Below are 22,258 nucleotides of genomic sequence, written 5' to 3'. Positions count from 1 at the left end.
CAGAATCTGCGGATGCCGGAGGTCCGGCATCCGCGATTCGTGGCGAGTCGACGTTCGGGGGTGGGGTGTTACTTCTCCAGGATCAGGAGCGGGGCGCCGGCCGTCGTCGCGCCCAGGCCCACCGGGTCGACCGTCGCGAACGCGTCGCCGTTGAGGACGATGACCGGTGTGATCAGCGGGTAGCCCGCCTTCTCGATCACGGAGCGGTCGAACGACACCAGGGGCGTGCCCTGCTCGACGCGGTCGCCCGCCTTGACGTGGACCTCGAAGCCCTCGCCCTTCAGGTTGACGGTGTCGATGCCGACGTGGATGAGCAGTTCCACGCCGTTGTCGAGCTCGAGCCCGAACGCGTGGCCGGTCGGCTGGGCCGCCGCGACGGTTCCGGCACCGGGCGAGACGACCGTGTCGCCCGTGGGCTCGATCGCCACACCGGGGCCCATGACACCTCCGCCGAAGACCGGATCGGGCACCTCGGAGAGCGGGACCACCGTACCGTCGAGCGGCGATGCGATCTCGATCGCAGCAGACACCTCGTCGGTGGCGCCGGGCTTCTCGAGCGTCGCGGTCGCGGTTCCCCGCGGCGTCTCCGCGGGCGTCGTGGTCGACGAGCCCGCGGTCGTGGTCGCCGCACCTGCGCCGGCGGGCGCTGCCGCAGCACCGGCAGCCGTCGCACCGGCCTTGGCCTTGTCGCGCTGCGCCTCGAACTCGGCGCGCTGCTCGGGCGTGCGGTAGTCGCTGATGATGACGAGCACCATCGCCACGACGAACGCGGAGAGCACGGCGATGCCGTAGAGGATGACCGAGTCGAACGCCGGGATCGTCAGGAGCGAGGTGAACACGAACGCCTGCGTCTTCACGCCGCCGCCGATGCCGATGATGAGGCCGCCCACGAGGCATCCGACGAGCATCCGGGGGTAGATGCGCTTGAACCGCAGGTGGATGCCGTACAGCGACGGCTCCGAGATGCCGCCGAGCAGACCGGCCGCGAGGGCACCCGTCGCGGTCTGGCGCATCTGCTTGTCACGGGCGCGCCACGAGATCCACAGCACACCGGCGGTCGCTCCGAAGCAGGCGAAGTTCCACGCGCCCATGGGGCCCTGAATGAAGTCGTACCCGAGGGTCTGGATGTTCAGCAGCATGACCGCGTTGATCGGCCAGTGCAGGCCGAGCGGCACCATGAAGGGGTACGCGAGCGGGATGACGATCGCGAAGATGAACGGCGAGAAGTCGTTGATCGAGCTCAGGAGGTTCGCGAGACCGGCACCCGCGTACACGCCGATAGGGCCGATGAGGAAGGCCGTGAGCGGGATCATGATCAGCATCGCCAGGAACGGCACGAAGATCAGCTGGATGTTCTCGGGGATGATCTTGCGCAGCCCCTTCCACAGCAGACCGAGCACGCCCGCCATGAGCAGCGGCGGGAACACCTGCGAGCTGTAGTCGAAGACCGTCAGCGGCAGACCGAACACCGAGACGGTGGTGATGTCCGACCCGAGGAAGTTGATCTGCTGGGCGCTCTCGTGGCTGGCCAGCCCCGAGAACTGGGGCAGCATGACGACGGCCATGATCGCGAATCCGACCCACGGGTCGGCGCCGACCTTCTTGGCCGCGTTGTAGGCGACCATGAGCGGCAGGAAGATGAAGACGCACTGCCACATCAGGTTGACGAACTGCCACGACGGGTCGAGGACGACCCCCGGGGCGTTCCACGCCGGGATGACACCGAGCGTCGCCATCAGCGCCATGAAAGTGATGAACAGCGACGCGCCCAGCAGCGCGCCGAGGATGGGGCGGAACGAGTCGGACAGGAACTCGAACAGGGAGTCGAGCCAGGCGACCTTGCCGCGAGGGCCCTTGGCCCGCTCGCGCGCCTTCACCGAATCGATGTCGTCTTCGTCGACCGCGCCACCACCGGCGCCCGACATCGCGGGGAGCGCGTTGATGTCGTTGTAGACGTTCTGGACGGCACCGCCGATGACGACCTGGTAACGGTTTCCCGCCTGCGGAACGGCGCCCATGACGCCCGGGATCGCCTCGACCGTCGACTGGTCGACGTTCGAGGAATCGCGCAGTTGGAAACGCAGGCGCGTGGCGCAGTGCGTCAGACTCTCGATGTTTCCGGGACCGCCGACGGCGTCGACGATCGATTCAGCGGGGCTTGTCGCCATGGCTCTTCTCCTGTTCTCCGACGGGTGGCCGGAGTTCTTCGCCCGGAACTTTACCCTGAGAGTTCGCCGGGAACGAGGGGTTGACCCGTCATGGCCTGACCACACTCGCTTCCGCTCCCCCGGACGAAGATTTCGGCGCACGTCGGGCTCGGATCCCCTGCACGATCGCATCGCCGATCACGAATGCCGCGAGTGGCACCCCGACGAGAGGAAGGGCGTATCCGATGCCGATCGCGGCGGCGACGACGAGGGCGACCGCCCACACCGGTGCGTTCGGCAGTGCGTCGCCGGGAACCGCTCCCATTCGACGGGCACCGTCGCGCGTGGGGCGGCGTCTCCACCACATGAGGTAGCCCAGCACGACCATCACGGCGATGCCCGCGGCGACGACGAACAGGACGAGCTGGTTCACGAGCCCGAACATCGATCCCATGTGGAGGTCGACGGCCCAGCGCGCGAGCTTCGCCATGACGGGGTAGTCGGCGAAATCCACCCGATCGACGACCGCGAGCGTGTCGCCGTCGACCGCGACCGCATCGACCTCGATCGGGAAGCTCCGCTGGATCTCCTGGACGACCCAGGCCTGCCCCGCCGAGGCGGGCGGCCGGATCTCGATCAGCCCGACGTTCACGTTCTCGGTGCGGGCGACGGCGAGCACGTCGTCGAACGTGTCGGGCGAAACGGTCGCCGTCGGCGCCGCGACGACGCCGTGGTCGGCGTGGGCACCGGCGCTCGATCCGGCGGCCGAAGCGGCGTCGCCGAGGTCAGTCGTCAGCGTCGGGTTCTGCCACGACAGCGCGGCACGAAGCGTCGAGACGTTCGCTCCGCCGTAGGTCGACCACGTGATGCCCGACGCCGAGAGGAAGAGCGCCCCGACGACGAGCCACACCCCGAGCGACGCATGCCATCCGAAGACCCTGCGATAGCCTGTGGCGCCGCGCTTCGGACGGAGCAGGTCCTTCTTCACGCGCGCCCGGCGCAGCCGCGCCAGCCAGAGGGCGAGTCCTACCACGACGACGATGCCGAGCCATGAGGCGGCGACCTCACTGTAGAGGCGACCGGGCTCGCCGAGGTGGAGGTTGCGGTGCAGATCGCTCACCCACGCGCGGATGGGCAGCGCTCCGCTCGTGCCGTACACCGTGAGGTCGCCGCGGATCTCGCCGGTGCCGGGGTCGATGAAGACGGCACGGGTCTCGCTCGGGCCGAGGCCCTCCTGCGCGAACATGACGCGCGTCGTGTCGCCGGCTTCCGGCGCGGGCCGGACAGCGGCGAGGGCCGCGGCATCGCCGATGTACGTTTCCGCGATACGGACCTGGTCGCCGATCGAGAGTGTCGCCTCGGTGACAGGTGCGCTGAGCTCGTGGGAGTAGACGACGCGCTCGAGCTGCGGCGTCACGACGTAGACCGCGCCGCTGAGGGCGGCGATCAGGATGAACGGGCCGACCAGGATGCCGGCGAAGAAGTGGATGCGCAGCAGCAGCGGCATCGCCCACGGCCGGCGACGGGCGGGCGGAGCGTGTTCGCGCGTCGGGGTGACGGGTGCGCCGTCGCGGTCGGAGGCGCCGCCTGCGGGCGTGCGCGACTCGGTGATGGACATGGGTCTCCTCGGTCGTCGGGGTGCCGGCGCGCGGAGAAGGTTCGGCGCGCACGACGCATCGCCCCGACGGTCGCCGAGGCGTCAGGAAGCGAGGAGTGCGGGCGGGCCGCGGCGGGCGGGAGCCGCCAGGAGAGCCCGGAGGCGCGGCATACCGACGCTCGCCGTCAGCGGGCGCACCCGCGGCGGCATCTGGACGCGAGGGAGGGCGCCTCGGGTCACGGTACGCAGTCGCAGCGCGATCCGCCGGGCGATGTCCGACAGGGCCGCGACGAGCTGCTCGCCGCGATGGAGCAGAAGCGTCGTCACCGCGGCGGCCAGCACGTGGGCCACGAGCATCGCGGCATCCGGTGCGACCCCGGCCAGCCCACCGGGCACACCGGGTATAGCGAGGGATGCCGGCAGCGACATATGTCCCGCATGCAGGCTGAACGGACCCGTCTGGCCCGCGGCGCCGGGCGCGCCCGGGGTCGAGCCTGCAAGCGGGACGACCCCGAGCGCGAACATGACGTGGAAGAGCGCCTGCGCGGCGGTGACGGCCACCCCGAGGCGAACGACCGAGAGACGCCGCCCGACGACGAGAAGGCTCACCATCAGCGAGAGCGCCCACGGTAGCGCGGCGCCCAGGGGCGAAGGCGGTTCGCCTCCCGCCGCGACGTGCGAGAGCAGCGCGACGAACGTCGCCAGGGTCGCGGCGGCGACGGCTCTCAGCGCGCGCTGGTGGCGAGGGGAGGTCACGTCGCGGCGGTCAGTCGGTCGATCGGTCGGTCGGGCGGTCGTCAGACTCCGACGCGGGAGAAGGCGTCGAGGCTGATGCCCTGATCGAGCACGGTCCTCGACCACTCGCGGGCAGAGTGCAGGGAGTGGTCGCGGTAGTTGCCGCACTCGAGCGCGGAGACGCCCGGGATGTCGGCCTCGACCGCCTCATCTGCGATGAAGCGCAGGCTCCCCGTCAGCGCGGCGACGACGTCGGCGACCTCGGGCTCGCCCCACATCAGCAGGTGGAATCCGGTGCGGCAACCGAAGGGCGAGATGTCGATGACACCGTCGATGCGGTCACGGAGGAGGCCGGCGAGCATGTGCTCGATGGTGTGGATGCCGGCGGTCGGGATCTCGCCCGCGTTGGGCTGCACGAACCGCACGTCGAAGTTCGTGATGGTTCCGCCGCCCGGACCGTGCTCGACCCCGATGCGCCGCACATAAGGGGCGATCACGGCGGTGTGGTCCAGCGTGAAGCTCTCGATTTCAGCCATGGTTTCCTCCCTCGGCGCGGGCGGTCGGACAGCAGACACAGCCCGTCGTTCCGGCCAGATTAGCCCGCCGAGCCGCGGGGTCGGCCCACCCCCGCTCCCAGGTTACGTCCAGGGACTGTCCGGGACTCGTCCAGACTCACCGCGCAGACTCGGGGAGTTTTGTGCGTCCGCCCGAGACGCCCGCCGCCTGTCGCGGTGCCCGCAAACATCGAAGGACCGCCCCTGTTCGCATGACTTCTTCGTCAAGCCAGCCCACCCGCCGCGACCTGCGGCGCTCCACCAGCTCCAGCTCCACCAGCTCCACCACCTCCGCATCCCGCCGCTTCGTCCGCCCCGCCGCCCTCACTCTCGGGCTGGCCCTGGGCCTGACAGCGGTCGTCGGCACGACGGCCTCGGCCGCGCTTCCCACCGCCTCGGGTCCCGCCCCCGTCATGCAGCGCGCCGCGCTCGTGACCGCGGCGGCGACGTCGACGGCCAAGCCGCTCAGCGCGATCGAGCAGGCCACGAGCGACGCGGTCGCCGCAGCCGAGGCATCCGTCGTCGAGGCCGCGACCGTGACCGGCGACGTGTCTGCGGCCGCCCTCCCCATCGAGGGCGACACGACGATCGACACCGCGCAGCTGCGTGAGCGTATCGAGGGTCTGAAGCAGACCGACGTCATCCCGACGCTGCTCCTCCCCGACCTGACCGACAAGCTGGTCGACGCGACCGATGACGTGCAGGCCGAGACGTCCGACCTGCGCGGGCGCCTCGAGGCGGCGCAGGCGCAGAAGGCCGCCGAGGAGGAGGCCGCTCGCATCGCCGCTGAGGAGGCTGCAGCAGCCGAGGCCGCCGCACAGGCCAAGGCCGAGGAAGAAGCCGCCGCCGCCGCGGCCGCACAGCGCTCGACCAGCTCGCGTTCGTCGTCCTCGTCGTCGGCTGCGCCCGCTGCTTCTGCGGTCGCCTCGACGGGTGACAACTCGCCCGGCGCCGCACAGGAGGCCGCGAGCAGCATGCTCGGCGAGTTCGGTTGGGGCCAGGACCAGTTCTCGTGCCTCGTCTCCCTCTGGAACAAGGAGTCGGGCTGGAACTACCAGGCCTACAACAGCGGCAGCGGCGCCTACGGCATCCCGCAGGCGCTCCCCGGCAGCAAGATGGCGTCGGCCGGCGGCGACTGGCAGACCAGTGCCGTCACGCAGGTCCGCTGGGGCCTCGGCTACATCTCCGGCCGCTACGGCTCGCCGTGCGGCGCGTGGGGCCACTCCCAGTCGACCGGCTGGTACTGACCCGATAGCAGGCGAAAGCGCACGTCTGCACGGTCCGCTGACGCGGAGACCGTGCGGACGTGCGCTTTCGCTGTTCCGGCGGGTCAGTCCTCGTCCGGGAGAGCCTCGTCGTCGAGGAGGTCGTCGCCCGTGACCTCGAGCGTCGGGGCCTCCTCGATCGGGTCGATCGGCATCTCACCGGGTGCGACGAAGGGCACGTTTCCATTGAGACTCATGAGGGTTCCTCCCTGCAGTTCGTGAACCGCTCACGCTACGACGATGCCCGGCCGCGGTCAGCCCCGTTGCCTCGCGGCGACGTCGGGTGTACCCGGTGTCGGTGGTCGGGGGTACCGTCGGTCGCGACGAGGAGGTCACCGTGAACAGGCTCGGCAACATCACCTTCTACGCAGACGACCCGCGGGCGCTCTCGCATTTCTGGTCGGATGTCTTCGGCTATCCCCGCCTCGACTGGCCCGACGACATGCGCCGGCAGCAGCTCGAGGCCGGTCTCACCGACGACGATCTCGACCGCCGAGGGCTCGCCGAAGATCCCGACGGCCGCGGGCCGCGCCTCTACTTCCATCACGCCGACGGCGCGAAGACGGGGCGCAACCGGCTGCACATCGACGTCTCGGTCGCCCCCGCAGACGGCGAGCGCCGTGCTTCTCCGCAGGCCGTGGATGCCGAGAAGGATCGGCTCGTCGCGCTCGGCGCGAGCGTCGTCCGGCTCGTCGAGCAGCAGTGGGGCGCGTGGCCCGAGCGCTACTGGCAGATGACAGACCCCGAGGGCAACGAGTTCTGCCTCCAGTGACCACCCGTCATAGGGTCGACGTCATGGCCCCCCGCACCCTCGCCGTCGTGAACGGCCGCATCGTCCCCGTGTCCGCACCCGTCATCGAGGGCGGGACGGTCGTCGTCACCGACGGCGTGATCACCGCCGTCGGCGGACCCGAGACGCCCGTTCCCGACGGAGCCGAGATCGTGGATGCCGCGGGGCGCTGGGTGCTGCCCGGATTCGTCGAGGCCCACGGGCATCTCGGCGTCCACGAAGACGGCGAAGGCTGGTCGGGCAATGACACCAACGAGATGACCGACCCGAACGGCGCTCGTTTCCGCGCACTCGACGGCATCGACATCGAGGAGGTCGGGTTCCGCGACGCATTGGGCGGCGGCGTGACGTCCGTCGTCATCAAGCCGGGATCGGGCAACCCGATCGGCGGACGCACGGTCGCGATCAAGACCTGGGGCGGGCGCACCGTCGACGAACAGGTCATCGCCGAGAACGTGTCGGTGAAGTCGGCCCTCGGCGAGAACCCCAAGCGCGTCTACGGTGACAAGAAGCAGACGCCCTCGACCCGCCTGGGCGTCGCCTCCGTGCTGCGCGACGCCTTCGTCGATGCGCAGAACTACGTGGCCAAACGGGATGCCGCGGCAGCCAAGGGCGAACCATTCGATCGCGACCTCGGCAAAGAGACGCTCGCGGAGGTGCTCGACGGCACGCTCCTGTGGGACCAGCACAGCCACCGGCACGACGACATCGTCACCGCGATCCGTCTGGCCGAGGAGTTCGGCTACCGCCTCGTCGTCAACCACGGCACCGAAGGCCACAAGATCGCCGATGTCCTGGCCGAGAAGGGCATCCCGGTCATCTTCGGACCGATGCTCACCTCGCGCTCGAAGGTCGAACTGCGCGACCGTGCGATCGGGGCCCTCGCCCTGATCGCTGCGGCGGGCGTCACCGTCGCGATCACGACCGATCACCCCGTTGTGCCGATCGACCAGATCCGGCTGCAGGCCATCCTGGCAGTGCGCGAGGGCCTCCCGGCCGACGTCGCCCTGCAGGCGCTGACGACCAACCCCGCCAGCATCCTGCGTCTCGACGATCGCGTCGGTGCTCTCGAGCCCGGTCGCGACGGCGACCTCGTGCTGTGGTCGGGCGACCCCCTCGCGGTCGAATCGCGTGTCGAGCACGTCGTGATCGGCGGCGCCACGGTGCTCGAGACCACCGATGACGGAGACGTGCACATCGTCGAGCGGTGGGAGCGGTTCGGGCGCTCCAGCTGGCTGCGCTGAGCCCGACCGGCTGAACCGGAGTCTCTCGCGCCCGCGAGCGCAAGAGGTACGCGCATGCCGCGGTACGGGTGTGCACTGAGGGCATGTCGAACCTGCCCCTGTGGCTGCTCCTGGTGATGTTCGTCGGCGCTGCGGCCGTCGTGTGGGCGGCGGGCATCCAGCTCTCGAAGTCGACCGACGTGCTCGACGACCGATGGCACATCGGCAGTGCCTTCGGTGGACTGATCGTGCTCGCTGTGGCGACGAACCTGCCGGAGATCGCCATCACCGTCAGCGCCGCGATCTCGGGAAACCTCGAGGTCGCCGTGGGCAACATCCTCGGCGGCATCGCCCTGCAGACGGTCGTACTGGTGATCCTCGACGCGTTCGGCAAGCGCGGGCGCGGGGTCAGGCCGCTCACCTATCGTGCGGCATCGCTCGTCCTCGTGCTCGAAGCCGTGGTCGTGGTCGCCGTGCTCGCCGTGGTGATGGCGGGCAGCCAGCTGCCCGGCGACCTCGTCGTCGCACGGGTGACCCCCGATGTCGTGCTCATCGCGGCGCTGTGGCTCGCGGGGCTCTTCCTCGTGCAGCGCGCCGGGAAGCATCTGCCCTGGCATGAGAACGGCACGTCGCCGGGCGCGAGCGAGCACACGCCGGGCCACCGGCGCGCGAAGCCGCAGCATCCGCATCATGCGATGAGCACTCCCGCGGTCGTCGTGGTGTTCGTGGTCTCGGCGCTCGCGACCCTCGGTGCGGGAGTCGTTCTCGAACGATCCGGCGACGCGATCGCCGACGGGATCGGGCTGTCGGGCGTGCTGTTCGGAGCCACCGTCCTCGCGCTGGCCACCGCGCTGCCGGAGATCTCGACGGGGCTGCAGGCGATCCGGCAGGGCGACGACAACCTCGCGATGAGCGACATCTTCGGCGGCAACGCCTTCCTGCCGGTGCTGTTCCTCGTGGCGACACTGATCTCGGGGCAGGCTGTGCTGCCCCAAGCGAACGGCGCCGACATCTATCTCACGGCGCTTGCCGCGCTGCTGACCCTCGTGTATGTCGTCGGGCTCATCTTCCGGCCCGCACGGCGCGTCGCCGGGATGGGCGTCGACTCGCTCGTCGTGCTCGTGCTCTACGGCGCCGGCGTGGCGGGTCTCTTCGCCGTCGCCGGGTGAGCGTCGCCGAGTGGGCGTCGCCGAGGGCGCGGGTCAGATCTCGTCCGAGCGGGGCGACCGCACCGACCAGCCCACGCGGCGCAGTGCATCTGCCAGGCGCGCGGCCTCGGTCGCCGCAGCATCCCACGACACGTCGGAGCACACGTCCACCGCCAGCGGGGGCGGGTCGGCGAACTTCGGGATCTGCACCTCCGCCCATACGTCCCGGCCGAGTCCGACGCGGGGGAACGCGGTGCCCGCGTTCTCGATGACGCCGTCCGAGACGAAGGCGATCGTCTCGAGCGCGTCGGGCTTGGCGATCGGCAGGTCGACGACGAGCGTGACCACGAAGGGTCCGCTGGCGGTGTCTCGGCCGTGGGCGTGCACCCGCTCATCCTGACAGACCGGCGGCTCCTCGAAGGCCGAAAGCCCGACGTCGGTGAGGCGCAGGCTCAGTGTTCTCAATGATTACGAAGAGATAACGGAAAACCCTTGCTCGTCGTTACCTCGTCGTTATAGAGTGCTCGCACGGTAGCTGTTTTGCTGTGGCAGCCACCGGCATGTGATTGCAGGAAACTCTTGGTGCAAAGGGACGAGGGCCCGACCGAATGCCTCTTCGGTCGGGCCCTCAACTGCGTTCGCGACGCCCGGCGGGGCTCCGACTGACGGTCACTCAGGCGCCGCCGCCACCACCCCCGCCGCCTCCCCCGCCCGCTGAACCGCCGCCGCTCGACCCGCCAGCCGTCGACGACGACGACGCGGCGGCCGACGACAGGGTGCCGATGCCGGCCGCGAACGACGAGGCGTCGAACCCTCCGGAACCGGAGTACCAGATCGGCGCGGTCACGCCGGCTGCGGCGTACGCCGCCGTCAGGTGGGCCGCCCACTCCTTCTCGCGGCCGAACAGCACGGCGTACGGCAGCAGCCGCTCGTAGATCCGCAGCACCTCCCGCGGGTCGTCCGTCGCCACGGGCTCGCGTTCAGCGCCCGCCGGCGACTGCAGCATCCGGATGCGATCTTCTTCGGCCCAGCGAATGAACAGGTCGAGCCCCAGGAGGTGATCACGCGTCTCGGCGCCGGCTCGCGAGAGCGGCGAGCCCGAGACGGCGAAGATCACGACGAAGAAGGATGCCGCGGCCAGCACGATCCCCACCACGGGGAGGGCCGGGTGCACGTACGAGCTCAGGGCCAGCGCGCCGAACAGGATGACGAGACCGGCCAGCACGACGCACGCGGCGACCGGCCAGCCACGAACCCCGGCCGGAACCGTGCGGTACATGTCGCGCCGCTTGAGGTTGTCCTCGGCGAGCTTGAGGGCGCGCTGCGTCTCGGATGATAGCCGGGTATCGGACGAGCCGAAACGGTAGATCTCGCCGCGCCGGTGGTGCGGGAACATCCCGCTCAGCAGCATCCGGCCGTTCTGATCGGCCAGCTTCGGGTCGACCAGTTCCGCCTGCAGCTTCGCCCGCCCCCAGCGATGCTTGCCGTCGTCGACGATGCGGATCGAGCCGACGAGCGCCTGCTCGAGCACCTCGGCCGGGATCGCCTTCGAGGTCTTCTTCAGCAGCACCGCCGACTCGAGAGCATCGATATCCCGGGGAGGGGTGTACTCGGCGATGATCGTGGGGCGCCCCGGCTCGTCGCGGAGGTAGCGGCGCCGGTTCCGCAGCGCCCAGCCGGTAGCGCCGGCGAGGAGCGCGACCGACCCGGACTGAAGCCATCCGAGAGGCGACGACACGAACGAGGTGTCGTAGGTCTCGAACGCACCCGCTTCGAACCCGACCGCCAGGGTGAGGGTCTCATGCGGAGCCAGGTCGGACGCCGACGCGGTGATCGTGGCGCCATCCGGCGACGCGGTGATCTCCGGGCACGCGGTGGTGCTGTCCTGCTCACCGACGTAGCAGGCCTCACGTCCCGCGAGGGAGTCCGCGATGGTCGGATCGACATGCAGCGTCGCGGTCACCTGACGGAACGGCTGGTTCCAGTCGGTGCCGTTGACGTCCCAATAGAACTCGAGTCCCGTGTCGGGGAAGTCCCAGACGACGTTCTCGAGGTCGTAGGTGAACACGAACGTGTTCCGGCCGTGCAGGTAGGCAGCGCCTCGCGTCAGGATGCCGAGCGTGCCATCCTCGCTGTCGGTCTCGACGGGCCGGGCCGCGCCGTTCTCATCCGTGACCGAGATGAGCTCGGGATGCAGCGGCTGCCCGTTGTAGGTCTCGGGAAGAAGTCGCCGCATGCCGCGGTTCTGATCCGAATCGGGGAAGTCGGCGACGAACGTCTCGACGACGCGCATGCGTGCGGTCCCGTCGTCGTCGCGGGTGAATGTGTAGTCGACGGACAGCGAGTCGAAGACGAACGCATCGAGATCGGCGGATTCGTCGGCGGATGCCGCGGCCGGTGCTGCCAGCGCGAAAACTGCTGTGATCAGCATGAGGACCGCGACCGCGACTGCCGCCCGGCTGCGACGGATCATGCCGACCAGCTTAGGCGGGCAGTAAAGTTGTCGCCATGAGCGATCGTCGTCGTGCCGTGGCAGCGTGGGAGAGTCTCTTCCGCGCACAGCACGAGATCTTCGACGACATCAGCAACGACTTCGCCGGCGACGAGCTCACGCAAGCCGAGTACGACGTGCTCTTGACCGTCGTGCGTGGCGCCGGTCATCGTGCGCGGCTGCGCGACGTCACGGCGAACATGCTCATCAGCCAGCCGAGCGTGTCGCGGCTCGTCGACCGGATGGTCGCGCGCGGGCTCATCACCAAATGCGGAGACCCGACCGACGGCCGCGGCGCGATGCTCACCGCGACACCCGAAGGCGTCTCGGCGTTCCGCCGCCTCGCGGCAGCTCACGGACGTTCGATCGCCGAGCGGATGTCGGTGCTGTCGACCGACGAACTGGAGCAGCTCGAGCAGCTCACGACGAAGCTGCGCCGACTCTCCTGATCTGCGGCGCCCGGTCCAGTGGCTTTCGGGCGCGGCGGGTGGTGTCGTAGCGCGTTCGTGACGGGCCTTGGCTCGGTTCGGGTGCGGTGTCGCCGGGGCCGGGGTGCCGGGCGCCTGCTCCTCCCCAGCGGCGCCGTCATCAATTGCCCCCACAGTCGTACAAAAGTTCGACCTGAATGTCGTACCCCGCTGCCACAATGGGAACATGGAATCGAGCGGCGAGATGTGTGGGGTGCGATGCGATGACGCCGCGCCCGCGCAGGTGCTCGCGTTCGCGCGGTATGCGGAGGCGCTCGATCTTGTCCATGCTGGCGAGGTTGAGCGGATGCGTGCGTTGGCCGATCTGGGCCGGTCGGCGTTGCGGGAGGCCCGGCGCGATGGGGTGCGGGGCATGGCCTCCGACATGGAGTTGCGATCGGTTGCGGCCGAGGCGGCGGGGATGGCGCGGTTGACGGATCGGCGGTTGCAGGGCGAGATCGACCATGCGATGACCGTCATCGACGACTACCCCGCCGTGTTCGAGGCGTGGGTGGAACGGCGGATCGAACGCGGACACGTCGATGTCGTCGTGAAGATCGGGGCGGGGCTGCCGGACGAGGTGCGGGAGTCGTTCGCGGAAGCGGCGATCGGCGTGTGCGAGCGGGATGTACCGTCCCGGGTGCGGGGTGCGCTCGAGGTTTTGGCGGCGCGGGTGCACCCCCAGTCGTTCACGGAGCGGCATGGTGCTGCGGCGGTGGAGCGGTGCGTGCGGGTGTTCCACGGGGCCGACGGGATGTCGAACCTCGTCGCCAACCTCCCCACCGTCATCGCTGTGGGGATGCTTGACCGGCTCACCCAGATGGGACAGTCGGTGAAGGACGCCCGGGCGGATGCCGCGGAGGCGGGTGGTTGCGGTGATGCGGTGGAGGCGGATGCTGCCGCGGCCGGTGCTGCCTCGGCCGGTGCTGCGGGCGCCGGGGCAGATGCGGCGCCAGACGCCCGGACGATGGATCAACTGCGTGCTGACATCCTCGGCGACCTCGTCCTCGGCGGAGCACCGGTGGTCGACCCGACCTACGGGGCCGACCGGGCCGGCGGGCTCGGGGCGATCCGGGCGCGCGTGCAGGTCACCCTCACCGCGGAGACCCTGGTGGGCCGTGACGAGCACCCCGCCGAGGCCGTCGGCGGTGCGCTGGTCGATGCCGAGACCGCGCGGCTGCTCGCGGGACAGGTCACCGAGTGGGACCGGCTCTTCATCGACCCGGTCACCCGCACCCCGGTCGAGATCGACACGTACCGGCCCACCATGGCGATGAAGAAACTCCTCACCGCCCGTGATCAGCACTGCCGGTTCCCCGGATGCCGGCGGGCGGCGATCAGGTGCGAACTCGACCACACCATCGACTACGCCCTCGGCGGCCACACCCACCTCCACAACCTCGCCCACCTCTGCCAACGACACCACTCCATGAAGCAATTCACCCGGTGGGAAGTGCGGCAGGTCGGCGGCGGAGTCCTGGAATGGACCTCACCCCTCGGCAGGGTCTACCGCGAAGACGTACCCACACCAGCGGTCTGCTTCACCACCGACACGACCGACACGACCGATCCACCGCGGGGCGGTCGAACTGGCGGGGCACCGCCACCCGAACCACCACCCTTCTGAGCCGGTGCGTCGCGCACTCGCGCGCACCACGACTTTTCCCAGGCGTGGCGAAACTATGCCAGCGCGCCCCACGACGCATCGCTGCCTCGCTGAGGTCAGTCCGCGACGACCCTGAGACCCTGCCGTCGCTGTGCACACGCAAAGGGCGGCCGCGCCCCCGAAGGGGCTGCGGCCGCCCGTCATGCAGTGCGCTCGACGCGCGCTGTGAACGCGTCACGACATGCGCTTCGGCAGGTTCTGCGCGATCGGTTGTCGATCAGTTCTCGATCGGCACCACCGGCGCGGCGGCGTCGGTCGTGACCTCCACCTTCCGCGGCTTGGCCTTCTCGCTGACCGGGATGGTGACCGTCAGGACACCGTTGTTGTAGGTCGCGGCGATGCCCTCGGTGTCGACGCCCTGACCGAGGTTCAGCTGACGCAGGAAGCTGGCGGCCTCGCGCTCGCGCGTGATCCACTTCACACCGTCACCGCTCGCGAGCGTGCGCTCGGCGCGGATCGTCAGCAGCTGGCCGTCGACGTCGATGTCGACCGAACCCGGGTCGATGCCGGGCAGGTCGGCGGTCATCACGTAGTGGTCGCCGTCACGGTAGAGGTCCATCGGCATGCGACGGGGGCCGCGGCGCGTGTCGAAGAGGCTCGAGGCGATGCGGTCGAGGTCGCGGAACGGGTCGTAAGTAGCCATCGATCTTTCCCTTCTCTGATGCTTCGTGTTGAGATCTGAAAGTTGAGCCTTAGCGGCTCAACTGCATCCAGATTAGCACTCCCTCCCTTCGAGTGCCAAGGGTTCTCGCACGGCGAACAGCGCCCCGACGAGCGGGGCACATGGGCGGCACTCAGCACTCGACGACGTTGACGGCGAGACCGCCTTCGCTCGTCTCCTTGTACTTGTGCGACATGTCGATCCCGGTCTGACGCATCGTCTCGACGACGGCGTCGAGCGAGACGTAGTGCTGCCCATCGCCGCGCAGGGCGAGGCGCGCCGCGGTGACCGCGGTCGACGCGGCGATCGCGTTCCGCTCGATGCATGGAATCTGCACGAGGCCGCCGACCGGGTCGCACGTGAGCCCCAGGTGATGCTCCATGGCGATCTCCGCAGCGTTCTCGATCTGCGCGCTATTGCCGCCCATGACTGCCGTCAGACCGCCCGCCGCCATCGCGCACGCGGAACCCACCTCCGCCTGGCAGCCGCCCTCCGCGCCCGAGATCGACGCGTTCGCCTTGAAGAGCGAGCCGAGCGCGGTCGCGGTCAGCAGAAACCGCCGGATGCCGCGCCGGCGATCGAGCTCCTCCGACCCGAGCCGCGACTCCGCGGCGAACCGCCACCAGTACATCGCGACGGCGGGGAGGATGCCCGCGGCCCCATTCGTGGGCGCGGTGACCACGCGTCCCCCCGATGCGTTCTCCTCGTTGACGGCGAGCGCGAAAGCGCCGAGCCACTCCCCCGGGAGCTCGCGCCCACCGGCGGCCTCGGCCGCCTCGAGCTGCGCGCGCATCGCACCTGCGCGACGCCGCACCCGCAGCATCCCCGGCAATGTGCCCTCGGCGCGCAGGCCCGCCTCGACGCACCCCGCCATGGCGTCCCAGATCGCGTCGAGGCCGGCGGCGACCTCGGCCTCGGGCCGGAGCGCCTCCTCGTTGCGGCGCGCCAGCCCGGCGATGCTCAGGCCATCGCGATCGCACAGCTCCAGCAGCTCTGCGGCACTGCCGAAGCGGTACGGCCATGCGACATCCCGGCCCGGCGAACCATCGGCGTGCGATTGCTCGCCCGTCCCCGCCCGGCGGATGAAACCGCCCCCGACCGAGAGGTAGGTCTCCGATGCGACGAGCACGCCTGCGGCATCCCAGGCGTTGAGCGTCATCGCGTTCGGGTGCTCGGGCAGTCGCGTCCGCGGCTCGAAGGACACGTCGCTTCGCGAGAACGACACCGGGTGCCGCCCCGCGAGCGAAAGGACCGCTCCGTCGACCCAGTCCGTCCACGCCGCGCGAACCACATCGGGATCGACGGTCTCCGGCGCGTGGCCCTGCAGCCCCGCGACCACGGCATCCGGCGTGCCGTGCCCGATCCCGGTCGCCCCGAGCGACCCGTACAGCACACAGCCGACGCGCTCGACCTCGTTCAGCCGGCCACCGGCTTCGAGCCCCACCGCGAAGGCGCGGGCAGCGCGCAACGGTCCGACCGTGTGGGAGCTCGAGGGTCCTACACCGATGGAGAACAGCTCGAACGCCGAGACGTAAGCGCTCACACCCCCAGGCTACGCCAGCATCTGCCGCAGGAGCCCGGCGACGTCAAGGGCATATGCGAGAACCCGGGGCGCACCTATCGTCGCGACCGATGACCACTGCACCCCACCCCCGTCTGGCGTCGCTCAAAGCCGCCGCGCGAACCGCGGGCGGCGAGGCCTTCGCGGTCTCGCGCCTGCTGCTGGCCGGCAAGACGGCCCTCGCCGCCGCCATCGCCTGGTACCTCGCACCGTTCGTCCCCTTCGCGCACGACGAGTACTCCTACTACGCACCGCTCGGCGTGCTCGTCAGCATGTACCCGACGATCGCCGACTCGGCCAAGGCCGGACTGCAAGCGGTCGGCGGGCTGGCGATCGGCATCGCGATCGGGCTCGCGGGCCTGTGGATCGTCTCGGGCCCGAGCCCCCGCATCCTGGGTGTCGCGATCGTCGTCGCCGCGGGCGTGGCTGTCGGCGGCATCCGGGCGCTCGGCACCGGCCGGGACTGGATCGCCATCGCGGCGTTGTTCGTGCTGCTGCTGGGAGCGAACGACGCCGGCGGTTTCTCGGTGTCGTACCTCGTCACGATGGCGTTCGGCGTCGTCATCGGTGTCGCCGTCAACCTCGCGATCGTTCCGCCCCTGTACCTGCGACGCGCCTCCACCCGCCTGTCGCAGCTGCGCGACGCGGTCTCGGACCGCCTCGAGATGCTCGCCGCCTCCGTCGCCGACAGCGCGCCCACCGACGCGACCGGCCAGCGCTATCTCCAAGAGATCCTCGACGCCGTCTCGGCCGACGTGCGCGAGGCCGCCCGCAGCCGCAAAGCCCACCCGCTCGCCCGACGACGCCGCGGGATCGAGGCCGAGAACGGGCGCCGCCTGAGAGCGCTCGAGAACACCGTCCGTCAGACGATCGAGCTCGCCGAGGGGATCGACGCCCTCCCCCTGACCCCGGATGCAGAGCCGCTGCGCGCCGAGCTCGCCGAGGCGGTACGGGCCACGGCGCGGGCGGTGGCACGGCCGGTGCGCGATCCCGCGACCCCGGCGGCGGTCGAGGAGGCCGAGACGGCACTCGCCCGCGTCGTCGAGGCGGCACCCACGCCCAGCGACGGCCGCATCTCGCCGTGGACCCGCGCCGCGGTCGATCTCAGCCGCATCATCGAGGCGTCTCGACCGTTCGCCTGACGCGACCGGTCGGCGCGGCAGGTCACCGCGCCGGGATACCCAGCACCCGTTCGAGGTACGGCCCCGAGAACTTGCCGTTCGGGTCGACCCGCGCGACGAGCGCGCGGAAGTCGTCGAGGCGCGGAAGCGAGTCGCCGATGGGCATCGAGAAGACCTTGCCCCAGTGCGGACGAGCGTCGAACGGTGCGAGCACGCGCTCGACGTGAGAGATCGCCGCCCGAACGGCATCCGGTTCGTTCTTCCAGGTGAAGTGGATGCAGACGCTGTCGCGTCCGAACCCGGGCGAGAGCCAGAGGTCGTCGGCCGCCACGGTACGCAGCTCGGTCACGAGGAGTGCCGGCTCGACCCGGTCGGCGATCGAACGAACGGCCGCGATGGCCTCGACGGCCACAGCCCGGTCGACCCAGTACTCGGTCTGGATCTCGTCGCCGTTGGACGGCGTCGCGTCGATACGGAAGTGCGGCAGACGCTCGCACCAGTCGCCGGGCACGCCACCCTGCTCGGTGGTGTTGTCGACCCCGTCCGCGGCCGGCGAGTCTGCCTTCGTCCTCACGCGACGGGCACTCAGCAGCCGCTCCGCCATGTCGGGAGCCGAGGTTTCGTCGAGACGCTCTTTGATCCAGACCTCGCCGACATCGGCCGTGTTCCAGCGCGTGAACACGCTGACGCTGTACCCGGATGCCGTCACCTCGTCGAACCGCTCGAAGAGGTCGTCCCACGTGAGCCCGGCATACGTGTCCTGGCGAACCCGGTACGTGGGTTCGATCGCGAGCGTCAGGCGCACGACCGGCCCGAGCGCGCCGAGGTGGACGACGCTCCCGGCAAAGTCGTCGTCGCCCGCTGAGACCGTGCGCAGCTCGCCGTCCGGGTCGATGAACTCCAGCGCGCGGACGGCGGTCGCGAGCGAACCGTTGCGATCGCCTGATCCGTGCGTCGACGTCGCCGTCGCGCCCCCGACGGAGATGTGCGGCAGCGACCCCATGTTGTGCAGCGCCCACCCGTGATCGGCGAGGTGCCGAGCGACGACGGCGTACCGCGTGCCGGCCCCCACGGTCACGGTGCGGGCCGCCTCATCGATGACGATGTCGGGATCGATCCCGGTCAGGTCGAGGAGAACGCCGGCAGCGTCGGCCAGGTCGTTGAAGGAATGCCGAGTCCCCAGCGATCTGACGTGGTCGTGAGACGCGACGAGTCGCTGCGCCTCGGCGATCGTCGTCGGCACGAGCACGCCTTCGGCGGCGAAGGTGTGTGTTCCGGCCCAGTTCCGTTCGGTCACGAGCCCACGCTACGCGATGGCCACCGAGAATGTACACAGCTACAACAAAGTCCTCGATGCTGTCACGCCAGATGGCGCCAGAGAAACAAAGAAGCCCCCGCAGAGCGGAGGCTTCTCGTTCACTGTCTCAACACAGTGTGCGCCCGAAGGGACTCGAACCCCTAACCTTCTGATCCGTAGTCAGATGCTCTATCCATTGAGCTACGGGCGCATGGCCTGGAATGTCTCCCGGGCCGTCGTCAAGCATAGCCCGCTCTCGCACAAAGAGCGAATCGAGCGCGGAACGGCTAGTCGATCACCGGCGTGGCCGCGGAATCGAGGGCTTCGTCGCGCTCGACAACCTGCCGTTGCGCGTTGCGACGCTGCGACCGCAAGCGCGGAAGATCGACCATCCGTAGAGCTTGCATGCGCGCCGTGCGCATGCGCTCGTAGTCGGGTTCGAGATCCGGCCGCGCCGCCTCGATGCGAAGGGTCCGGTCGATGTTGCCGGCGACCTCGGACCACGCGGCCTCGCGCGCGTCGGCGATCAGTTTGCGCAGCTCGCCCTCATCCGCCGCGCGTTCACGCAGCTCCTTGGCGATGCGCAGCGACTGCTTGCGCCGCCGTCGCAGGTTCGACACATCGCGGCTGCGGTAATCGTGGGTGCCGCTCGAGTCGCTGTAGCGGCCGCTCGCCGCCTTACGTTCTCGGTGAGTGCGCTCGGCGTCGGCCTCGGCTTCCTCCGCGAGCGAGATCAGCGCATCGCGGGCGTCGTCGAGAAAGCGATCGGGCTCGAAATCGCGCCCATCGGCGAGGATGTCGACGAGGATGGCGTTCTTGAGCGCCAGGCGGGTCGCCGCGGAGGCGATGTACAGCCCTTCGGCGACGATCTCCGAGCTCTTGGTACGCGCTTGACGGGTGGCCAACGCTGCCCCTCCTCACCTCACCCCAATCCTATGGGGCGCAGGTGTCAGCCGAGCTTGGCGATGATCGCCGCGATCCGCCTCGCGCGGGTCTCCGGCGTCTTCGCCGACTCGACGTTGACGACGTGCGCCTTGCGCGCGCTCGGCGCCAGACGGTCGAACGCCGCGGTCGCCCCCGCTTCGGCCAGCGCGGCGACCAGATCGTCCGGCGTCTCGACCTCTCGAGGCGCCTCATCCAGCTCGATGTCGACGACGATGGCATCCCCGCCCGCGAGGCCACTCTCGCGCCGCCGCTCGGCGGAGAACGGCACCAGCGCGAGCCCGCGCATCGAACCCACCGTACTGCGGAAGGAGAAGCCGTTGACGGTGACGGAGACGGCGGGACGACGCCCACCGCCCAGGGCATCCAGCACCGAGAAGGGCACCTCGATGCCGGTGTTGTTCCCGAACTGGGACAGCGTCGTCTCGAATCGCACGATTCTCACTACCACCGCCCATGAAGGCAGCACAAGGCCTGTGAGCCGTGAAGTCGCTGACCGTAGCCTCGCGTCACGGCCTGGGCATTACTCCCCATCGATATCGACGACCACACAAGATCGGACGCCCCGGGCCCACCCAGAGGCAAACCGATCTGCCACTGTCACCGAACAACCGCAGCACCGCGACATCCGTCGCCCAATGGGAGGGAACCCTCATGCGTACATCACCGAACCGCCTCGTGGCGATCATCTTCGGCGCCGTCTACATCCTCGTCGGCCTCCTCGGCTTCACCGTGACCGCGGGCGTCGACTTCATCGCCACCGAGGGTGGCCTGCTGCTCGGCATCTTCGAGGTCAACCCGCTGCACAACATCGCGCACCTCCTGATCGGCGCCGCGCTGCTCATCGGCGGCCTCTCCGGCGTCCGCGCCGCGAAGGGCGTGAACACGACGGTCGGTGCCGCCTACCTGCTTCTCGGCATCGTGGGCTTCTTCATCCAGGACAGCGCCGCCAACGTGCTCGCCCTGAACACCGCCGACCACTTCCTCCACCTCGCCAGCGCCCTCGTGCTGCTGGGTGTCGGCCTCGGCACCGACCGCGCCACCGCCCCGCGCACGGCCGCGATCTGATGAACGCCGCCGCGCTCACCCGCTCCTGGCCCACGCTCGCCGCGTGGGGGGCTGGTCTGCTCCAGCTCGGCGTGGGCGCGGGCATGATCACCCAGGGCACCGGAGCCGCCGACCGCGGCGTCGGTGCCCTGGCGGTCGCGGTCGGGGCGGCCGCCCTGGGTTGGGGCGTCGCCGCCCTGACGCGCGGCCGCCTCGTCGCTCCCCGCGTCGCGATGGCCATCGCCGTCGTCGGCACGGTGATGTCGGGGCTTGCTCTTGCGGCGGACCCGATGCGCATCAGCGTGCACGCCGTCGGCGTGACCGCCCTTCTCCACGTCGCGTACGGCGTAGCGGCGGCGGCCGTCGTACGGCGGGCGCGCTCAGCGTCAGCCGACACCTCTCCCGCCGACGCCCGAGTCGCACCACGGACGAGCGTCATCGGACTCGTCGCGGGCTGCGTCATCGTCGCCGGACTCGTCACACCGGCACTGGGCGCGACGGAGGCCGGCCGCGCTGCGCCGAGCCACTCCGACCACCCGCTCTTCTCCACCGAGCACAGTCACTGAGACCCGGCGCTCGGCGACCCAGCCGCGGGATCAGATCGCGCTGATGCGCCAGGAAGCCTCGACCGTCTCGGCGGGAGCGATGAAGATGAGTCCCGCGTCGTAGTCGTAGCGTGCGGCGTTGAACGCATCCGGCGCGCACGTCATCGGCTCGACCGCGAGACCCGCACGGTGCCCCGGCTGCGCCGGTCCCCCGGGAAGGTCGGCGGTGTGCACCTGCACCCAGGGACACGCGGAATCCCACGAGATCGCGACGCCGGTGCCCGACGGATCGGTCACCCGCACGGTTGCCACGCTGTCATCGGTACGCGAGAGCCCCGTGAACGCATGGTCGATCTCGACGGCGCCCAGCGCCCGCGGCTCTCGGAAGTCGAACTCGGCGATATCCGAGACATCGGCCAGCGCGACCGGCGACAACCGATCAGGCGTCACCTCGAGCACGCGTGCGGCGGGAAGCTCGAGCGTCCACTCGTCGAGCGGCGACGACCCGGCGACGAGATAGGGATGCGGCCCCGTGCCGAAAGGCGCGGCATCCGTACTCTCGTTCGTCGCGCGCACCGTCTGCGTCAATCCGTCGGCGCCGAGCCGGTAGGTCGTCTCGACGCGCACCGTCCACGGGTAGGCCGTCTGCGCGACGATCGTGGCGCCGAGCGTCACGTGATCGGCGGCGACGACCACGGGCTCGAAGTCGAGCCAGGCCACCAGGCCGTGCAGCGCATGGTGCCGCTCGGGTTCGGTCAGGGCGAGGCGGTAGCGCGTGCCGTCCACCTCGTACTGGCCGTCGACGACCCGGTTCGGCCACGGCGCGAGCGTCGCGCCGCGGTAACCCGGACGCACCTCGTCCTCGCCGTAGGGCACGACGAGGTCGCGTCCGGCGACCCGGAAGGAGCGCAGCGACGCTCCCACGCTCGCCACGATCGCCTCGGCGTCGCCGAATCGCAGCACGTACGACGTTCCGGATGCCGCCACGGGCGTCCCCTCTC

The 22,258-nt window shown here is 70.1% G+C and carries 23 protein-coding genes and 1 tRNA gene; 9 read left to right on the top strand and 15 right to left on the bottom strand.

Annotated elements, in window-relative coordinates; translation table 11 throughout:
* Positions 1-68: 68 nt before the first annotated feature.
* The 4 genes from QUC20_RS03390 to QUC20_RS03375 all read right to left on the bottom strand — a co-directional run bounded on the left by QUC20_RS03390 (position 69) and on the right by QUC20_RS03375 (position 5,015).
* Positions 69-2,168 (bottom strand): glucose PTS transporter subunit IIA, encoded by a 2,100-nt coding sequence (locus QUC20_RS03390; protein WP_289330952.1) that lies wholly within the window; start codon positions 2,166-2,168, stop codon positions 69-71.
* Between the two features lie 88 nt (positions 2,169-2,256).
* Positions 2,257-3,765: a PepSY-associated TM helix domain-containing protein gene (locus QUC20_RS03385; protein ID WP_353105716.1), complete on the bottom strand. Its 1,509-nt coding sequence runs from the start codon at positions 3,763-3,765 to the stop codon at positions 2,257-2,259.
* 81 nt (positions 3,766-3,846) lie between these two features.
* Positions 3,847-4,500 (bottom strand): hypothetical protein, encoded by a 654-nt coding sequence (locus QUC20_RS03380; protein ID WP_289330951.1) that lies wholly within the window; start codon positions 4,498-4,500, stop codon positions 3,847-3,849.
* A 41-nt stretch (positions 4,501-4,541) separates the two neighbouring features.
* The gene (locus QUC20_RS03375; RefSeq protein ID WP_289330950.1) at positions 4,542-5,015 is read right to left on the bottom strand and encodes an S-ribosylhomocysteine lyase; all 474 of its coding nucleotides are present in this window, start codon (positions 5,013-5,015) and stop codon (positions 4,542-4,544) included.
* A gap of 230 nt (positions 5,016-5,245) precedes the next feature.
* On the opposite strand from QUC20_RS03375, the gene QUC20_RS03370 reads away from it, so the two are divergent.
* Positions 5,246-6,280, top strand: coding sequence for an aggregation-promoting factor C-terminal-like domain-containing protein (locus QUC20_RS03370; protein ID WP_259455235.1), 1,035 nt, complete (start codon positions 5,246-5,248; stop codon positions 6,278-6,280).
* 83 nt (positions 6,281-6,363) lie between these two features.
* Here QUC20_RS03370 and QUC20_RS03365 read toward each other — a convergent pair whose 3' ends face one another.
* Entirely contained in the window at positions 6,364-6,495 is a 132-nt protein-coding gene (locus QUC20_RS03365) for a hypothetical protein (protein ID WP_259455236.1), read from the bottom strand.
* 140 nt (positions 6,496-6,635) lie between these two features.
* On the opposite strand from QUC20_RS03365, the gene QUC20_RS03360 reads away from it, so the two are divergent.
* From QUC20_RS03360 to QUC20_RS03350, 3 genes are all read left to right on the top strand, one after another.
* A complete protein-coding gene (locus QUC20_RS03360) occupies positions 6,636-7,070 on the top strand; it encodes a VOC family protein (protein ID WP_120264392.1) in 435 nt (144 codons plus the stop codon).
* 23 nt (positions 7,071-7,093) lie between these two features.
* Entirely contained in the window at positions 7,094-8,332 is a 1,239-nt protein-coding gene (locus QUC20_RS03355; protein ID WP_289330949.1) for an amidohydrolase, read from the top strand.
* A gap of 83 nt (positions 8,333-8,415) precedes the next feature.
* Positions 8,416-9,480, top strand: coding sequence for a sodium:calcium antiporter (locus QUC20_RS03350; RefSeq protein WP_289330948.1), 1,065 nt, complete (start codon positions 8,416-8,418; stop codon positions 9,478-9,480).
* 33 nt (positions 9,481-9,513) lie between these two features.
* Here the strand turns inward: QUC20_RS03350 and QUC20_RS03345 are convergent, their stop codons facing one another.
* Both QUC20_RS03345 and QUC20_RS03340 read right to left on the bottom strand, forming a co-directional pair.
* The gene (locus QUC20_RS03345) at positions 9,514-9,846 is read right to left on the bottom strand and encodes a hypothetical protein (RefSeq protein WP_120263377.1); all 333 of its coding nucleotides are present in this window, start codon (positions 9,844-9,846) and stop codon (positions 9,514-9,516) included.
* Positions 9,847-10,132: 286 nt separating this feature from the next.
* Positions 10,133-11,932 (bottom strand): DUF2207 domain-containing protein, encoded by a 1,800-nt coding sequence (locus QUC20_RS03340; protein ID WP_289330947.1) that lies wholly within the window; start codon positions 11,930-11,932, stop codon positions 10,133-10,135.
* 35 nt (positions 11,933-11,967) lie between these two features.
* On the opposite strand from QUC20_RS03340, the gene QUC20_RS03335 reads away from it, so the two are divergent.
* Complete coding sequence (locus QUC20_RS03335; RefSeq protein ID WP_120263379.1) at positions 11,968-12,399, top strand: MarR family winged helix-turn-helix transcriptional regulator; 432 nt, start codon at positions 11,968-11,970, stop codon at positions 12,397-12,399.
* 139 nt (positions 12,400-12,538) lie between these two features.
* Here QUC20_RS03335 and QUC20_RS03330 read toward each other — a convergent pair whose 3' ends face one another.
* Entirely contained in the window at positions 12,539-12,706 is a 168-nt protein-coding gene (locus tag QUC20_RS03330) for a hypothetical protein (RefSeq protein WP_289330946.1), read from the bottom strand.
* A gap of 18 nt (positions 12,707-12,724) precedes the next feature.
* Between QUC20_RS03330 and QUC20_RS03325 the strand changes: the two genes are divergently transcribed.
* On the top strand, positions 12,725-14,044 hold the full coding sequence (locus QUC20_RS03325; RefSeq protein WP_289330945.1) for an HNH endonuclease signature motif containing protein: 1,320 nt from the start codon (positions 12,725-12,727) through the stop codon (positions 14,042-14,044).
* Between the two features lie 256 nt (positions 14,045-14,300).
* On the opposite strand, the gene QUC20_RS03320 is transcribed toward QUC20_RS03325, so the two are convergent.
* Positions 14,301-14,726 (bottom strand): Hsp20/alpha crystallin family protein, encoded by a 426-nt coding sequence (locus QUC20_RS03320; RefSeq protein WP_064956137.1) that lies wholly within the window; start codon positions 14,724-14,726, stop codon positions 14,301-14,303.
* A 151-nt stretch (positions 14,727-14,877) separates the two neighbouring features.
* A complete protein-coding gene (locus QUC20_RS03315) occupies positions 14,878-16,287 on the bottom strand; it encodes an L-serine ammonia-lyase (RefSeq protein ID WP_289330944.1) in 1,410 nt (469 codons plus the stop codon).
* Positions 16,288-16,376: 89 nt separating this feature from the next.
* Here QUC20_RS03315 and QUC20_RS03310 point away from each other — a divergent pair, with 89 nt between their 5' ends.
* Positions 16,377-17,447: an FUSC family protein gene (locus tag QUC20_RS03310; RefSeq protein ID WP_120263382.1), complete on the top strand. Its 1,071-nt coding sequence runs from the start codon at positions 16,377-16,379 to the stop codon at positions 17,445-17,447.
* A 22-nt stretch (positions 17,448-17,469) separates the two neighbouring features.
* On the opposite strand, the gene QUC20_RS03305 is transcribed toward QUC20_RS03310, so the two are convergent.
* The 4 genes from QUC20_RS03305 to QUC20_RS03290 all read right to left on the bottom strand — a co-directional run bounded on the left by QUC20_RS03305 (position 17,470) and on the right by QUC20_RS03290 (position 20,110).
* On the bottom strand, positions 17,470-18,723 hold the full coding sequence (locus tag QUC20_RS03305; RefSeq protein WP_289330943.1) for an FAD-binding protein: 1,254 nt from the start codon (positions 18,721-18,723) through the stop codon (positions 17,470-17,472).
* Positions 18,724-18,861: 138 nt separating this feature from the next.
* Positions 18,862-18,934, bottom strand: a tRNA-Arg gene (locus QUC20_RS03300).
* Between the two features lie 76 nt (positions 18,935-19,010).
* Positions 19,011-19,628: an asparagine synthase gene (locus QUC20_RS03295; protein ID WP_120263384.1), complete on the bottom strand. Its 618-nt coding sequence runs from the start codon at positions 19,626-19,628 to the stop codon at positions 19,011-19,013.
* Positions 19,629-19,672: 44 nt separating this feature from the next.
* Positions 19,673-20,110, bottom strand: a complete 438-nt coding sequence (locus tag QUC20_RS03290) for a YdeI/OmpD-associated family protein (RefSeq protein ID WP_289330942.1) — start codon at positions 20,108-20,110, stop codon at positions 19,673-19,675.
* Positions 20,111-20,319: 209 nt separating this feature from the next.
* Here QUC20_RS03290 and QUC20_RS03285 point away from each other — a divergent pair, with 209 nt between their 5' ends.
* On the top strand, positions 20,320-20,733 hold the full coding sequence (locus QUC20_RS03285) for a DUF4383 domain-containing protein (protein ID WP_120263386.1): 414 nt from the start codon (positions 20,320-20,322) through the stop codon (positions 20,731-20,733).
* The gene (locus QUC20_RS03280; protein WP_120263387.1) at positions 20,733-21,278 is read left to right on the top strand and encodes a hypothetical protein; all 546 of its coding nucleotides are present in this window, start codon (positions 20,733-20,735) and stop codon (positions 21,276-21,278) included. Before QUC20_RS03285 ends, QUC20_RS03280 begins: the two co-directional genes overlap by 1 nt.
* A gap of 30 nt (positions 21,279-21,308) precedes the next feature.
* Here QUC20_RS03280 and QUC20_RS03275 read toward each other — a convergent pair whose 3' ends face one another.
* Positions 21,309-22,244 (bottom strand): aldose 1-epimerase family protein, encoded by a 936-nt coding sequence (locus QUC20_RS03275; protein WP_289330941.1) that lies wholly within the window; start codon positions 22,242-22,244, stop codon positions 21,309-21,311.
* Positions 22,245-22,258: the final 14 nt, after the last annotated feature.

It is taken from the genome of Microbacterium arborescens (assembly GCF_030369635.1).
In the GTDB taxonomy this organism is placed as follows: Bacteria; Actinomycetota; Actinomycetes; order Actinomycetales; family Microbacteriaceae; genus Microbacterium.
This window is presented reverse-complemented; position numbering and strand designations above follow the sequence as displayed.